Raw genomic sequence first — 15342 nt, forward strand, 5'->3', positions numbered from 1 at the left:
CGGCGCGTCATCGCGCCTTCAGCTTCGGCAGGATGTCGTTGGCGATGGCGTCGATCTGCTCCGCCTCGTAACGATACGGCACGAAGATGATGCGGTCGATGCCCGTCGCGAGGTGCGCCTGCAGCTGTTCGACGCACTCCTCCGGCGTGCCCATGATGGCCGAATCCATGGTCGACTCCGACCACGAGGCGTAGTCCCATTCGGTCTGCAGCCAGTGCTTCATCGGACCTTCGATCTTGTCCCGCGGACCGACACAGATCGGTAGCTGATTGGTCGAGATCAGCTCGTCGGGATCGCGTCCCGCCTCCTCGGCGAAGCCGCGCACCTTGGCCCAGGTGCGGGCGAAGGCCTCGGCCGTGTAGTAGTAGGTGAGCCAGCCGTCGCCCTTGGTGGCGGCGCGCTTGAGCACCGCGTCGACATAGCCGCCGATCAGGATCGGGATGCGCGGCTTCTGCACCGGCTTCGGATACATCACGGCGCCGCGGAGATTGTAGGGGTCGTAGTCGCCGACCACCTTCTCCTCGGTCCACAGCCGCGTGACGATCTCGAGGCTCTGCTCCATGATCTTGCCGCGCTTGGTGAAGTCGACGCCAAGTGAATCGAACTCGCGGCGATACCAGCCGACCGCGGCGCCGAGGATCATGCGGCCGTCGGAGATGTGGTCGATGGTGGCGAGCTCCTTGGCCAGCAGCACCGGGTTGCGCAGCGGCATCACGAGGATTCCGGTGCCGATCTTGATCTTCGTGGTGCGCGCCGCGACCGCGGTGAGCATCAGCAGCGCGTCGTGAATGGGAAAATTCGGATCGACGCCGAGCAGCGTGTGATCCCAGGCCCACAGCGACTCGAAGCCGAGCTCCTCCATGCGCACGCCGTAGTCGATCAGCCCCTTGGCGTCGGGCATCTCCGGATAGCGCGTGAAGTTGCGCATCGCGACGCCGTAGACAGTCTCACGCTTCGGGGCCAAGTTGGGGGCCATGCAAGTCCTCCGGTCGGTTCACGACCTTGTCTGTCCGTGGAAGAACGGCGCCGCCTCGGCGGCCGCCGGCGAATGTGGGTCTCCCGTCCGGCTGCGCCGGACGGCAAGTCATGCAATCGATCAGGCCGTGTAGAGGCGGCCGGGATCGAGCTCGCGGATCAGCGCCAGCTCGTCGGCCTGCGGCGGCGTCGTGACGGCGAGCTCGCGCGCACGGCGCAACGTGAAGCCGGTGTTGTCCTGCACCTGCTCGAAGCTGACGCCGGGATGCAGGGCCAGGACCTCCATCTCGCGCGTCTCCTCGTCGAAGCCCATCACGGCGAGGTCGGTGACGACGCGCCACATGCCTCCGGTCGGCAGGCCGCGCCGGGCGCGGCTGTCGCGCCCGTCGATCCAGCCCGGCGACGTGATGAAGTCGACCTTCTCCACGAAGCGGCGCCGCTCGTGCTTCATCGCGACGATCATGTTCGTGAGCGAAGAGATGTCGTTGCCGCCGCCGGTGCCGGGCAGCCGGATCGAAGGCTTGTCGACCGGCCCGATGAACGACGAGTTGAGATTGCCGAAGCGGTCGATCTGGGCGCCGCCCATGAAGCCGACGTCGACATAGCCGCGCTGCAGGAGCAGCAGCACGTCGGTGGAGGGCAGCACCATGTTGGCGCGGCGGGTGCAGCGCTGCTCGTTGGTCGAGGGCGGCAGCTCGCCGGGCTTGATGAACGGGCCGATGACGCCACCCTCGAACAGGATGGTGAGCTTCGGCGCGAACACGCGCTGCGCGAGCGTGGCGGCGAGCAGCGGGATGCCGACACCGGCGAAGACGATCTGGCCGTCGCCGAGGAGCCGGCCCGCCATGATGGCGATCAGCTCGGAGGCCGTGTAGACGGTCGAGGTCGCGGCATGGTCAGTCATTGTAGATCACCCGGCCGCGGCGGCTCGCGGTCAGCAAGGTCTCGAGCCCCACCTTCGAGAGATAGTCGGCCCAGTCCTTCGGCCCGTGGACGAACTCGTCGAGATACGTCTTCACGCCGGCGACCGGATCCTTCGCGGTCAGGGCCGCATAGTTGTCGAGCTGGGCGAAGATCGGCTCGTACTGGCCGTAGCACTCGTGCGGCACCGAGCCGTAGGGCACCTCGACGACGGCCTCGACGGTGAAGAACGGGATCCGCGTGTGATCGGACGCGCGGCGAATCTGATCGTTGGAGACGATCCTCTCGGTCGTCAGGATCACCTTGCTCGCCGCCATCGCGATGTCGATGTCCATGAACTGCAGGCCGTCGAGCTGGGCGTTTCCGTAAGCGTCCGCGCGCTGGACATGGATCAGCGCCACGTCGGGATTGAGGGCCGGCAGCGCCATCACCTCGTCGCCCGTGAACGGGCAGCGTACCGGCTTCACCTCGTCGCCGCGGATGCGGGCGACGTCGGAGCCGACCATCGAGCGCACCGGCATGAACGGAATGCCCATGCCGCCGGCCCGGTAGCGCAGGCCCATCGCCATGTGGCTCCACTCGTCGAACTCGGCGAGGCCACTCTCGACGTGGTGGCGCATCACCTTCGAGATGCCCCACACGATGCCCTGGCTGAACCAGCTCGTGACGATCTTCTTGCCGAGCCCCGACGCGAAGATCAGATCGCCTTCGGTGGATGTGATCGAGCGCGACACCGTGAGGCCGGTCCGGCGGGCACGGATCAGCGCCCAGATCATCGCCATCGGGGTGCGCGACAGCGTGCAGCCGCCGATCGCGACGTGATCGCCGTCGGAGACCAGGCGCGCCGCCTCGTCGAGCGACATCACCTTCTCGCGCAGCCCGCGATCGCGGGCCGCGATCTCGCGGCGCAGCGTGTCGTAGCCCTTCACGAGCGTGTCGGCGCTCATCTCGGCGCTCATTGTCCCGGCAGCTCCATCTCGGTGAGCGGAACGATCTCGACGCCCGCTTTCTCCAGCGCGGCGCGCGCCGTGCGGGCGACGCCGACCGCGGTCGGCTCGTCGCCGTGGACGCAGAGCGTGTCGACCTCGACCTTCACGACCTTGCCGTTCATCGAGACGATCTCGCCGTCCACCACCATGCGGACGGTGCGGCGGGCGGCCTCCTCGGCGTCCTTGAGCACCGTGCCGGAGAGCGCGCGCGAGGCGAGATTGCCGTCGTCGTAGTACATCCGGTCGACGAAGCCCTCGCGGGCGAGCGGCAGGCCGAGCTTCTCGGCCGCCCACTGCATCTTGGAGCCGGCGAGCGCGACGTAGATGATCGAGGGATCGACCGTCTTGATGGCGCGGCCGATGGCGAGCGCGTACTCCTCGTCCTCCGCCGCCATGTTGTTGAGCGCCCCGTGCGGCTTGAGATGCGTCACCTTCAGGCCGGAGTACCGGGCCATGCTCTGCAGGGCGCCGATCTGATAGGCGACCATGTATTCGAGGTCGACGGGCTTCATCTGGATGCGCCGACGGCCGAAGCCCCACAGGTCGTTGAAGCCGGGATGCACGCCGATGCTGACCCCCTGCTCCTTCGCCAGCATGCAGAGGCGGTGCATCGAGTTGGGGTCGCCGGCATGGAAGCCGCAGGCGACGTTGGCCGACTTGATGATGGTCATCAGCTCGGCATCGTTGCCGATATTGTAGGCACCCCAGCCTTCCGCGATGTCGGCGTTGAGATTGATCCGCTTCGCCATTGCGCTTCGTCTCTCCGGTGGGGATCCGGTGGGGATCACGGAACGCCGTCTTTTCCGGCAATGCCGAGGGTGGACGACTGGTGCTATTTATAGGACAACCATACAACAGCCGCCGCGGCGCGCAACCACCCGCACTGCCGTTCTTTCGGGCGACGTGGACGCGCCGGCGGCACGGACCATCAACGGACGACGGCGGGCGACGGACACGCCCGACGGACCCGCCCGACGGACCGGCCCGGCGCCGGTCGGACCAGAGATGTCGAACGCGACGCAGCATCCGGAGCCCCGCATCCTGGCGAGCGGTGACACCGCCCTGGTGGTGGAGTTCGGCCGCGAGGTCGACCGACGCGTGAGCGCGCTGGTGCTGGCGCTCACCCGGCGTCTCGAAGACGCGCCGATCGCCGGCGTGGTCGAACTGGTGCCGACCTTCCGGTCGCTGATGGTGCACTACGATCCGCTGCTGATCGCGCCCGCCGATCTGTCGGCACGGCTCGCCGCGATGGCGGCCGGGCTCGATGCGATCGAGCGCCCCGGCCGGCTGTGGCGGCTGCCGGCCTGCTACGATCCCGCCGTCGCCCCCGACCTCGCCGACGTCGCGGCCGCGACCGGGCTGACGGCGGCCGAGATCGCGGCCCAGCACAGCGCCGAGACCTATCACGTTTACATGCTCGGCTATCTCCCAGGCTTCCCTTACATGGGCGATACGCCACCCGCGTTGCGCCTGCCGCGACGCACAGATCCGCGCGTGAAAGTGCCGGCCGGCTCGATCGCGATCGCGACCGCGATGACGGCCGTCTACGGAATCGAGAGCCCGGGCGGGTGGAACCTGATCGGCCGCACCCCGGCGCTGATGTGGGATTTGCGCCGCGATCCGCCCGCCCTGCTCGCCGCCGGCGACAAGGTGCGGTTCGAGCCGATCGGTCTCGCGGAGTACGAGAGGCTCGCTTTCCACGCCGCGGCCGGCACCCTGATCCTCGCGCCCGAGCCGTCCCCGACGCCTACCCCCGTTCCGGAGTCCGCACCATGAGCGCGGGCCCGCATCCGCCCCGTCCCGTGACGGCCGGCGACGGTCCGGCCCTTCGCGTCGTCTCGCCCGGCCCGGCGACGACCCTGCAGGACGCCGGCCGAACCGGCCATCAGCGCTTCGGCATCCCGGTGTCGGGGGCGATGGATCAGGTCGCGCTCGCGGCTGCGAACGTCCTGGTCGGCAATTCGTTCGACACCGCCGCGCTCGAGATCGCCTATCTCGGACCGACTCTCGCGATCGAAGCCGAGAGCGTGCGCATCGCCTTCGCGGGCGGCCATGCCACCATCGAGGTACTGGACGAGACCGGAGCGTCGGTGCGGAAGGTGCCGCCGCTGACCAGCGCGCGGCTCGTGCGCGGCGAGCGGCTGCGCATCGGCGGCTTGTCGGGCAGCCTGGTCGGCTATCTCGCCGTCGCCGGCGGCTTCGATGCGCCGCTCTTCCTCGGCAGCCGCTCGACGCTTCTGCGCGGCGCCCTCGGCGGATTCGCCGGGCGCGCGCTCGCGCCCGGCGACCGGCTTCCCCTCACGACCGACACCGCGCCCGCGCGCGACGAGCTGCAGCTTCCCGACACGAGATTCGAACCGCCGGAGCGCGTGCGCGTCGTGCTCGGCCCCCAGGACGATCACTTCACCGTCGAGGGCATCGAGACCTTCCTGACCCGCACATATAAAGTCACGCCCGCGACCGACCGCATGGGGATGCGGCTCGACGGGCCGACGATCGTCCATCGCGACGGCTTCAACATCGTCTCGGACGGCATCGCGCCCGGCGCCATCCAGGTGCCGGGCAACGGCCTTCCGATCGTGCTGCTCGCCGACCGCCAGACCACCGGCGGCTACCCGAAGATCGCCACCGTGATCTCGGCCGACCTGCCGGGCCTCGGGCGGCTGGCCCCGGGCGCGACGATCCGGTTCGAGCGCGTCGATCTCGATGCCGCCGTCGCGGCCCGCCGCGCGCTCGTCGCCGAGATCGCCGCGATGCGCGACCGGCTCATGCCGGCCGGCGGCGGAGTCGACATCGAGGCGCGGCTCCTCGCCGAGAATCTCGTCGGCGGGATGGTCGACATGTTCGGGGAGCACGCGCCATGAGAGACGCGCGACGGCGGGGGAGGACACGATGAGGCCCACCGGACACCGCCCGACGACGGGGCGTCCGACGACGGGACGCCCGAAGCGCAGCGCCGCGACGAGCGATGCCGACAGCCGCGTGCCGCGCTACCTGCAGGTCGCCTCGGTGCTGCGCCGTCGCCTGCGCGACGGCGTCTGGTCGGTCGGCGAGAAGATCGCGACGCTCGAGGAGCTCGAGCGCGAGTTCGACGTCGCCCGCGTCACGGTGCGCCAGGCCATCGAGCTCCTCCAGTCCGAGGGGCTGGTGGAATCGCAGCAGGGGCGCGGCACCTTCGTCACCAACACGGTCGATCACCGCCGCTGGCTCGCACTCGCGACCGACTGGGAGAGTCTGATCGCGGGCATTCGCGAGAACGTGCCCTATCCGCTGCCGGCGGGGCTCGCCGGGACGCCGCGCATCGAGCCGGGCGAAGGCCGGCCGGCCGCCGCCTATCGGTTCCTGCGCAGCCTGCAGAAGCGCGGCGACGAGCCGTTCGGCTATGCGCGCGTGCATCTCGCGCGCGACGTGTTCCGGCGCGCGCCGAAGCAGTTCACGTCGCGGGCCGCGCTGGTCGTCCTCGCCGAGATGAAGGACATCGAGATCGCGCGCGCGCATCAGACACTGACCATCGGCACGGCCGACATCGAGACAGCGAAGCTGCTCGGCATCGGCCTGTCGGCGCCGACCGCCGAGGCGCGCTGCGTGGTCACCGACGCCGACGGTGTCGCGATCTATGTCGGCGAGATCTCCTATCGGGGCGACTGCGTCAGCCTGGACATCGAGCTGCGCGGCAAGGTCGCCGCGAAGACGAGCCGCGGCGCGACCCGGCCGCGCCTTGCCGGCACGGCACGGCGCCGGTAGCATCACTTGTCATATAGACGGGCGGGCGGGAGCGAGCACGCGACGTGATCAGCAGCGGACCATCGACATGACCGACGCAGGCATCGGGGCGCGGCTGCCGCGCAAGGAGGACGATCGCTACATGCGCGGTCGCGGCCGCTATGTCGGCGACATCCGGCTGGCCGGCCAGCAGGAGGTGGCGTTCCTGAGGAGCCCGCTGGCGCACGCGCGGATCCTCGCCGTGCGGGTGCCGGATCACCTGCGGTCCAGCGTCCTTCTCGCCGCCGATCTCGACGGCGTTCGCGAGATCAGAGCCGACACCACCCTGCCCGGCTTCAAGTCGTCGACCCAGCCCGTGCTGGCAGGCGACCGGGTCCGTCACGTCGGCGAGCTGATCGCGCTCGCCGTCGCCCCCACCCGCGCCGAGGCCGAGGATATCGTCGCCGAGATCGAGGTCGATTTCGAGGAGCTGCCCGCCGTCGTCGACATGCTGAAGGGGCGCGCCGCGGACGCGCCACTCCTGCACGAGCACTGGGGCGACAATCTCTTCCTCGTCTCGCTCACCGACGTGAACGCGGCCGAGCTGAAGGCGAAGGCCGCCTACAGCGTCACCCGCGAGTTGCGCACCGCACGCCAGGTGATGAGCCCGCTCGAAGGCCGCGGCGTGATCGCCGAGTGGGACAGCCGGGTCGGCCAGCTCGTGATCTGGTCGTCGACCCAGCAGCCGCACATCGTGCGTTCCGGCCTCGCCGAGTGCCTCGGCATCGACGAGGGCGCGATCCGGGTGATCGCGCCGGATGTCGGCGGCGGCTTCGGCTACAAGGGCATCCTGCTGCCCGAGGAGGTGGCGCTCGCCGTCGCGACGCGGCGCTTCGGCCGCCCGCTGCGCTGGCTCGAGGATCGTCGTGAGAATCTGGTCGCCGGCGCCGATTGCCGCGAGCATCACTATCGACTCACGGCCTATGCGGACGCCGACGGCCGTCTGCTCGGGCTCGATTGCGAGGCGAGCGTCGACTGCGGCGCCTACTCGGCCTATCCGTTCTCGGCCTGCCTGGAGGGCGGTCAGATCGGCAGCATCCTTCCGGGCCTCTACGACTTCTCGCACTACCGCTGCCGCGTCCATTCGGTCGCCACCAACAAGCCGCCGATCCTGCCCTATCGCGGCGTCGCCCGCACCGGCGCCTGCTTCGCCCTGGAGGTGACGCTCGACGCGCTGGCGCGACAGATCGGCATCGAGCCGACCGCGGTGCGCATGAACAGCCTGGTACGGCCGGAGCAGATGCCGTTCGACAACGTGGCCAAGCGGCACTTCGATTCGGGCGACTATCCGGAGGCGCTGCGCCGCGCCATCGAGGCCATCGACCTGCCGAGCGTGCGGGCGCGGCAAAGGACAGGCGAGCCGGACGGCCGGCGCATCGGCATCGGCTTCTCCATGTATGCCGAGCAGGCCGGCCACGGCACCAGCGTCTACTCGGCCTGGGGCATCCCGTTCGTGCCCGGCCACGAGCAGTGCCAGGCGCGTTTCACGCCGGACGGCGGGCTCGAGCTGCGCATCGGCGCCCACAGCCACGGCCAGGGCCTGGAGACGACGCTCTCCCAGGTCGCGCATTCGATTCTCGGCGTGCCGCACGCGCTGATCAGATTGGTCCACGGCGACACCGCGATGACGCCCTACTCCACCGGCACCTGGGGCTCGCGCTGCATGATCATGTCGGGCGGCGCGGTCGCGAGCGCTTGCGACGCGCTCGCCGAGCGGGTGAAGAAGATCGGCGCGGCGCTGCTGCAGGCCGACGTCGCGTCGGTGCGTCTGGAGGGTGGCGAGGTGATCGGTCCGGGCGGCCGCATGAGCGTCGCCGAGATCGCCCGCACCTGGTATCGCCGGCCGCAGGATCTGCCGCTCGACGTCGATCCCGGCGGGCTCGAGGTGACGGCCGGCTACAAGGCGGCGCGCGACACCGGCACGTTCAGCTACGCGGCGCATGCCGCCGTCGTCGCGGTCGACACCGACACGGGCGAGACCGAGATCCTCGACTACGTGATCGTCGAGGACGGCGGGGTGCTGGTGAATCCGATGATCGTCGACGGTCAGATCATCGGCGGCACCGCGCAGGGCATCGGCACCGCCTTCTACGAGGAGATGGCATACGACGAGCGCGGTCAGCCGCTCGCCTCGACGCTCTCCGACTATCTGCTGCCCGGCCCGACCGAGATGCCGGAGCTGAAAATCCTGCACATGGAGACGCCGTCGCCCTACACGCGCTTCGGCCAGAAGGGCATCGGCGAGGGCGGCGCCATCGCGCCACCGGCCGCGCTCACCAATGCCGTCAACGACGCACTGAAGGATCTCGGCGCGGAGCTGCTGATGTCACCGATCACGCCGCGCCGCATCGTCGCGGCGATCACCGCCGCTCGAGGGCGCGAGGCCGCGGAATGAAAACTTCTCCGGTCATTCCGGACCGGCGCGAGAGCGCCGGATCCGGAGTCGAGTCACTTGCACCGAAGCCGTTGCTGGATTCCGGGTTCGCGCTTTCAGCGCGCCCCGGAATGACCGGAAAAGCGAGCGTCATATGAAGGCCGCCGCATTCGATTATGTCCGGCCGGCGAGCGTCGCCGAGGCGTGTGCGCTGCTCGCCGCCGATCCGGACGCCAAGATCATGGCCGGCGGACAGTCGCTCGGGCCGATGCTGAACCTGCGGCTCGCGCGGCCGACGCGGCTGATCGACATCACTCGCATTCCCGAGCTCGGGCGCGTGGAGGAGAGCGGCGACGCCGTGACGTTCGGCGCCGTCGTCACCCACGCCGCGATCGAGGACCGGCGCGTTGCCGATCCGACCGGTGGGTTCATGTCGCGCGTCGCGCGCGGCATCGCGTACCGGGCGGTGCGCTCGCGCGGCACCATCGGCGGCAGCCTCGCCCACGCCGACCCGGCCGCCGACTGGGTGTCGACCCTGACGGCGCTCGGCGCCGAGGTTCTTCTCACCGGTCCGGGCGCAGCGCAGCGACGTGTGGCGGCGGAGGACTTCATACAAGGCGCGTTGAGCAGCGCCCTGGAGGACGGCGAGATCGTCGACGGCGTGCGCATCCCGCGCTTCTCGGCGGCGACGCGCTTCGGCTTCGAGAAGATCTGCAGGAAGACCGGTGAGTTCGCCGAGGCGATGGGCGTCGCGGTTCACGATCCCGAGCGCGGCGTCTGCCGCATCGTCGCCGGCGCGAGCGCGGGCCGGCCGATCGTGATCGAGGCGAGCCGAGGCGCCGGCGCGCGGCTGCTCGACCGCTTCGCCGACGCTAGCGCGGTGCGCGACATGCTGAGCGAGGCGGGGCTCGTCGGCGACGACTTCAAGATGCGACTCGCCGTCGCGGCTGTGGGTCGCGCGGTCGCGGAGGTGCGCCGATGACGACGATCACGCTCGAGGTCAACGGCCGCATCGTCACGGCCGAGGTGACACCGCGCACGCATCTCGCCGATTTTTTGCGCGAGCAGCTAATGCTCACCGGGACCCACATCGGCTGCGAGCACGGCGTCTGCGGCGCCTGCACGGTCGAGATCGACGGCGAGATCGCGCGCTCCTGCATCACCTTCGCGGTCGCCTGCGACGGCGCGCGCGTGCGCACCATCGAGGGGTTCGACGACGACCCGCTGATGGCGCGGCTGCGCGACGCCTTCGCCACGTCGCACGCGTTGCAGTGTGGCTACTGCACGCCGGGCCAGCTGGTCGCCGCACGTGATCTGATCCGTCGCAAGAGCAGCGAGCCGGACCTCGACATCCGCACCGAGATGAGCGGCAATCTATGCCGCTGCACCGGCTACGCCGGCATCGTCGAGGCCATCGAGACCGTGACGGCCGAAGCCCCCGCCGTGCCAGCGCTGCCGACGGAGCGTTGGGCCGGCCCGGCGCCGGGACCGGGCGCGCAGCCGGCGCGCGCAGCCGCCACGGCCCTGATGGTTTCATCGTCTCCGGTGCGTCCGCCGTCTTCCGGTCCTGTCCGGGGTGTCGCTCCGGCCGTACCGGCGCGGCAGATAAAAGTCGAGGTCGGGCCGGTCACGGTGGAGAACGGCGAGACGCGATTCACTCAGAGCTTCGTGCTGGAGCATCCGCGCGGCGACGTGTGGACGCTGATGCGCGATCCCGCGCGCGTCGCGGCCTGCATGCCCGGCCTCGCGCTCGATCCGCCGGGCGCGGACGGCCGCCTTGCCGGCCGCATGGAGGTGAAGCTCGGGCCGATCTCCGCCGGCTTTTCGGGCGACGGGACGATGGTGCGCGACGACGGCGCACAGCGGATGGTGATCGAAGGTCGCGGCAGCGATCGCAAGAGCGGGTCGCGCGCGTCGGGCCGCGTGGAATACACGCTGTCGGAGACGGTGACGACAAGCGTTCCGGCGACCCGCGTCGATTGCGTCATCGCCTTCACGCTGCAGGGGCCGCTCGCTCAGTTCGGCCGCTCGGATCTGGTCCGCGATCTCGTCGGCCGCATCGGCGCCGCGTTCGCGAGCAATGTCGATGCGCGCCTGCGTGCCCCCGACGCCACGCTCGCGCCGGCCGAGCTCGGCGGCGTGTCGCTGATGCTCGGCGTGCTCTGGGGGCGGATCAGGCAGGCGGTGCTGCGGGCGCTCGGTCGCGCGAGCTGATCACGACCAAGCGCCTCATGGTGAGGAGCGATGCGAAGCATCGCGTCTCGAACCATGAGGCCACCCGCAGCGATTCCTGCAAGGGCCACCTTCCCCCTTCGAGACGCGAACCTTCGGTTCGTTCCTCAGGGTGAGGGCGAAGAGAGGTTACGAGCCGGGAGCCGCCCGCCTCACTCCGGGACCTTCCGCGGACCCGGACCCGTGTAGGTCCAGATCTGATCACGTGGAATCGGACCCTTGTTGCGGTAGTCCGACTGGCTCTCCTCCCAGGCGTGGGCGAGACAGCCGACCGAGCGCGACAGCACGAACAGGCCGCGGCACAGCGGCGGCGGGAAGCCGAGCTCGGCGAAGACGACGCCGGTCGCACCGTCGATGTTCATCGGCACGCGCTTGCCGCCGCGCCGCGCCGCGATCACCTCCTCGACGCTGCGGCCGATGGCCGCGAACAGGCCGCTCACCGCACCCTCGGCCGCCGCCTGATCGACCAGCGCGAGGATGCGCGGGGCGCGCGGATCGAGGTGATGGAAGCGGTGGCCGAAGCCCGGCACGTGCTTGATGCCGCGCGCGGCGAGCGCCTCGATCTCCTCGGTCACGGCCTTGGTGATCATCTCGGCATCGACGGTCGCGGCGTCGCGTGAACCGTCGGGCAGCCGCGCCGCGACCGCGTTGAACAGCTCGACGCACTGCTCGCCGGCGCCGCCGTGCACGTCGCCCAGCACGTTGGTGGCCGACGCCATGGCGTTGTTGATGCCGACCCCGCAGGTCATCGCCATGCGGGCGATGGCGATCGACGGCGCCTGCGGCCCGTGGTCGACGGCCGCCACCATGGCGGCTTCCAGCAGCTTGGCGGCCGGCTTCGACGGCAGCTCGCCGCAGGTGAGCAGATAGACCATCTCGGCGAAGCCGACGCGGCCGATCAGATCCTCGATCGCGTAGCCGCGATAACGGATCATGCCGGGCTTCATCTCGATGATCGACGTCGCCCACCAGTCGGACGGCGACAGCTTTTGGCGCTCGCTCATTGGGTCCTCGGTATCGAAGTACGACGTGATCGCACTGTCCCGTCGCGATGGAAACGGATCGCTCGATCCGGTGGACGTCATTCCGGAGCGCGCCGAAGACGCGAACCCGGAATCCAGCCACATGCTGCGACCTCGCCGCTGGATTCCGGGTTCGGTGCTCCGCACCGCCCCGGAATGACCAGAGCATGTTTGTCGTCCGCGATCAGACCGCGCCGCCGTCGCGGAGCGCGCGAATCTCCTCGGGTCCGTAACCTAGCTCGGCCAGCAGCGCGTCGGTGTCGGCGCCGAGCGCCGGCGGCGGCGTGCGCGGCTCGGGATCGCCGCTCTCGAGCTTGAAGCCGGAGCGCACGACCGGCACCTCGCGCTCGACCCCGGGGGCGCCGGGGAAGCGCGTGACGAGGCCGCGTTCCTTGATGTGCGGATGCTCCAGCACCTCCGGGATCGACAGCACCTCGCCGGCCGGGATGCCCTTGGCGTTGAGCAGCACCGACCACTCCTTGGCGGTCTTGCGCGCGAGGGCCTTCTCGATCTCGGCCTTCAGCTCGGCGCGGCGCTTCTTGCGGTCCTCGCGGTCGATGTAGCGCGGGTCGGTGGCGAGCTCCGGGCGGCCGATCACGGCGCACAGCGCGACATACTGCTCCTGCTTGTTGGCCGCGATGTTGAGCGGTCCGGAGCCGGTCGCGAAGGTGCCGGAGGGGCTCGCCGTCATGTTCTCGTTGCCGATCGGCCGCGGCTGCACGTGCGCGACCAGATAGTTCGACACCTGCCAGCCCATGGTGACCAACGTCGATTCCAGCATCGAGACGTCGATGAACTCGCCCTCGCCGGTGCGGCCGCGGCGCACCAGCGCCGCCGCGATCGCGAAGGCTGCCGTGATGCCGCCGATCGTGTCGGCGACGGGATAGCCGACCCGCAGGGGCGCGGAGGTCTCGTCGCCCGTCACGCTCATCACGCCGGCGAGCCCCTGCACGATCTGATCGTAGGCCGGGTTGCCGTGCAGCGGCCCGGTCTGGCCGAAGCCCGAGATGGCGCAGTAGACGAGGCTCGGCTTGATCTCCTTGAGGGCGGACCAGCCGAGCCCGAGGCGGTCCATCACGCCGGGGCGGAAGTTCTCCACCAGCACGTCGGCGCTCTCGACCAAACGGCGGAACACCGCCTTGCCGACCTTGTCTTTCAGGTTGACGGTGAGCGAGCGCTTGCCGGCGTTCTGGGCCAGGAACGAGACGCCCATCAGCGCCTTGTTGAGGTCCGGGTCGGCGCCGAGCTGGCGCGCGAGGTCGCCGGAGCCGGGGACCTCCACCTTGATCACGTCGGCGCCGAGCAGCGCCATCTGGTAGCAGCAGAACGGCCCCGCCAGCACGTTGGTGAGGTCGAGAACGCGGATCTTGTCGAGGAGTGGGCTCACGGTGTGCCCCATGGGACAGTGCCCGGCGCCGGCAGGTTCGTGACGAGCGAGCCGTGCGTCCGGCCGATCGACCGGCGCGAGCCGCCGGTCAGGAGAAAAGGCGGCCCTGTGTACACGATTTCGCTCTGCGGCACGAGTGACGGCTCGTCGGGTCCGGCATGTGGACGAATGCGGAACGCGACGGCGCCGCGCCCGATCTACGCCGCGAGGATCCGGTTCAGGGTCGCGCCGTAGCGGGCCGTGATCGCCTCGCGCGCGCGGTGACGGCCGGCTTCGACCACGATCGCGCCGCCGGCCATCACGCTCGCCACCGCCTCGCGGCCGGCGACGAACAGGACGGCGTCGAGCACCCGGTCGCCGCTCACGCAGGCGAGATCGGGATGCGTGGTGTCGAGCACGACCAGATCGGCGCGGCAGCCGGGCGCGATCGCGCCCATCGGTTGCGCCAGCGCCTGCGCGCCGCCCGCCAGCACCTCGGAGAGAAGCCGGCGGCCGGTCGATTCGCCCTCGGCCGTCGCCATCACGTTGCGGGCGCGGTGCGCGAGGCGCTGCGAGTATTCGAGCTGGCGCAGCTCGCCGGCCGGGTCGATGTCGATGTTGGAGTCGGTGCCGACGCCGAAGCGGCCGCCGTTCCCGAGATAGCGGGCGCCGTCGAAGATGCCGTCGCCGAGCGACGCCTCGGTGAGCGGGCACAGGCCCGCGACCGCGCCGGACCGCGCCAGCCGCACGGTCTCCTCGGGCGTCATGTGGGTGGTGTGGATCAGCACCCAGCGGCGATCGACCGGCATCTCGTCGAGGAGCCATTCGACCGGCCGGCGACCCGACCAGGCGACGCAGTCCTCGACCTCCTTCACCTGCTCGGCGGCATGGATGTGGATCGGCCCGTCGGGCACGATCTCCAGCGCGGCCCTCAGTGTCTCCGGCGTCACGGCGCGCAGCGAATGCGGCGCGATGCCGATTTTTCCACCCGGCACTGCGGAGACCAGGGCTCGGCTGCGCTCGACGAGGCGCGCAAACCGGTCCGGATCGTTCAGGAAGCGGCGCTGCCCCGCGACCGGCGACTGCCCGCCGAGCCCGCCGTAACCATAGAGCGAAGGCAGCAGCGTCAGGCCGATGCCGGTCGCGGCCGCGGCGGCGGCGATGCGTCCCGCCATCTCGCCCAGTTCCGCATAGGGCTGCCCGTCGATGTCGTGATGCAGATAATGAAACTCGGCGACCGCGGTGAAGCCGCGCTCGAGCATCTGCATGTAGGCGAAGGCGGCGATCGCCTCGGCGTCGTCCGGCGTCAGACGGGCGAGGAAGCGGTACATCACCTCGCGCCAGGTCCAGAAGCTGTCGGAGGCGGGGCCGCGCCGCTCGGCGAGGCCGGCCATGCCGCGCTGGAAGGCGTGGCAGTGCAGGTTCGGCACGCCCGGCAGCGCGAGGCCGGCGATGCGCTGCGCCTCCCCCGCCGTCGCGCCGTTTGGCGTCACGTTCGACTCGACCGCGACGAACAGGCCGTCCCGCACCGTCACGCGCACGTTCTGCGCGAACCCGTCCGGCAGCAGCGCCTGCGCGAGCAGGAAGGATCTGTTCATCGTCTACTCCGTCTCGACCTCTCCCCGCTGGCGGGGAGAGGTCGGATTCAGCGCGGGCACGCGCGGAATCCGGGTGAGGGGGCGCCTCCGTATCCACGAGACG

At 70.3% G+C, this 15342-nt stretch carries 14 protein-coding genes; 7 read left to right on the forward strand and 7 right to left on the reverse strand.

From position 1 onward, the window contains the following. Nucleotides 1–7: 7 nt before the first annotated feature. From ABTU92_RS24025 to ABTU92_RS24040, 4 genes are all read right to left on the reverse strand, one after another. Complete coding sequence (locus ABTU92_RS24025; protein WP_408094147.1) at nt 8–976, reverse strand: LLM class flavin-dependent oxidoreductase; 969 nt, start codon at nt 974–976, stop codon at nt 8–10. Nucleotides 977–1096: 120 nt separating this feature from the next. Beyond that, nucleotides 1097–1879: a CoA-transferase subunit beta gene (locus ABTU92_RS24030; protein WP_408094148.1), complete on the reverse strand. Its 783-nt coding sequence runs from the start codon at nt 1877–1879 to the stop codon at nt 1097–1099. After that, nucleotides 1872–2855: a CoA transferase subunit A gene (locus tag ABTU92_RS24035; protein ID WP_408094149.1), complete on the reverse strand. Its 984-nt coding sequence runs from the start codon at nt 2853–2855 to the stop codon at nt 1872–1874. Before ABTU92_RS24035 ends, ABTU92_RS24030 begins: the two co-directional genes overlap by 8 nt. Continuing rightward, complete coding sequence (locus tag ABTU92_RS24040) at nt 2852–3634, reverse strand: LamB/YcsF family protein (RefSeq protein WP_408094150.1); 783 nt, start codon at nt 3632–3634, stop codon at nt 2852–2854. The genes ABTU92_RS24035 and ABTU92_RS24040 overlap by 4 nt, the downstream gene beginning before the upstream one ends. A gap of 256 nt (nt 3635–3890) precedes the next feature. On the opposite strand from ABTU92_RS24040, the gene pxpB reads away from it, so the two are divergent. The 6 genes from pxpB (at nt 3891) to ABTU92_RS24070 (ending at nt 11235) form a co-directional block, all read left to right on the forward strand. Continuing rightward, a complete protein-coding gene (gene pxpB / locus ABTU92_RS24045; protein WP_408094151.1) occupies nt 3891–4661 on the forward strand; it encodes a 5-oxoprolinase subunit PxpB in 771 nt (256 codons plus the stop codon). After that, nucleotides 4658–5749, forward strand: coding sequence for a biotin-dependent carboxyltransferase family protein (locus ABTU92_RS24050; RefSeq protein ID WP_408094152.1), 1092 nt, complete (start codon nt 4658–4660; stop codon nt 5747–5749). Before pxpB ends, ABTU92_RS24050 begins: the two co-directional genes overlap by 4 nt. A 28-nt stretch (nt 5750–5777) precedes the next feature. After that, nucleotides 5778–6629 carry a GntR family transcriptional regulator gene (locus ABTU92_RS24055; protein ID WP_408094153.1) on the forward strand — a complete coding sequence of 284 codons (852 nt, stop codon included), beginning with the start codon at nt 5778–5780 and terminating at the stop codon, nt 6627–6629. A gap of 67 nt (nt 6630–6696) precedes the next feature. Further along, nucleotides 6697–9042: a xanthine dehydrogenase family protein molybdopterin-binding subunit gene (locus ABTU92_RS24060; protein ID WP_408094154.1), complete on the forward strand. Its 2346-nt coding sequence runs from the start codon at nt 6697–6699 to the stop codon at nt 9040–9042. A gap of 133 nt (nt 9043–9175) precedes the next feature. Beyond that, on the forward strand, nt 9176–10003 hold the full coding sequence (locus ABTU92_RS24065) for an FAD binding domain-containing protein (protein WP_408094155.1): 828 nt from the start codon (nt 9176–9178) through the stop codon (nt 10001–10003). Then, nucleotides 10000–11235 (forward strand): xanthine dehydrogenase family Fe-S subunit, encoded by a 1236-nt coding sequence (locus ABTU92_RS24070; RefSeq protein ID WP_408094156.1) that lies wholly within the window; start codon nt 10000–10002, stop codon nt 11233–11235. The genes ABTU92_RS24065 and ABTU92_RS24070 overlap by 4 nt, the downstream gene beginning before the upstream one ends. 170 nt (nt 11236–11405) lie before the next feature. Here the strand turns inward: ABTU92_RS24070 and ABTU92_RS24075 are convergent, their stop codons facing one another. Beyond that, complete coding sequence (locus ABTU92_RS24075; protein WP_408094157.1) at nt 11406–12188, reverse strand: citryl-CoA lyase; 783 nt, start codon at nt 12186–12188, stop codon at nt 11406–11408. Between ABTU92_RS24075 and ABTU92_RS24080 the strand changes: the two genes are divergently transcribed. Further along, entirely contained in the window at nt 12187–12435 is a 249-nt protein-coding gene (locus tag ABTU92_RS24080; protein ID WP_408094158.1) for a hypothetical protein, read from the forward strand. The two genes, ABTU92_RS24075 and ABTU92_RS24080, sit on opposite strands and share 2 nt — an antisense overlap. A 24-nt stretch (nt 12436–12459) precedes the next feature. Here ABTU92_RS24080 and ABTU92_RS24085 read toward each other — a convergent pair whose 3' ends face one another. Together ABTU92_RS24085 and ABTU92_RS24090 are read right to left on the reverse strand one after the other, a co-directional pair. Continuing rightward, nucleotides 12460–13662 (reverse strand): CaiB/BaiF CoA transferase family protein, encoded by a 1203-nt coding sequence (locus tag ABTU92_RS24085; RefSeq protein ID WP_408094159.1) that lies wholly within the window; start codon nt 13660–13662, stop codon nt 12460–12462. A 197-nt stretch (nt 13663–13859) separates the two neighbouring features. Then, complete coding sequence (locus tag ABTU92_RS24090) at nt 13860–15239, reverse strand: formimidoylglutamate deiminase (RefSeq protein ID WP_408094160.1); 1380 nt, start codon at nt 15237–15239, stop codon at nt 13860–13862. Between the last annotated feature and the right edge of the window lie 103 nt (nt 15240–15342).

Source organism: Rhodoplanes sp. SY1 (assembly GCF_046000175.1).
Lineage (GTDB): Bacteria > Pseudomonadota > Alphaproteobacteria > Rhizobiales > Xanthobacteraceae > Rhodoplanes.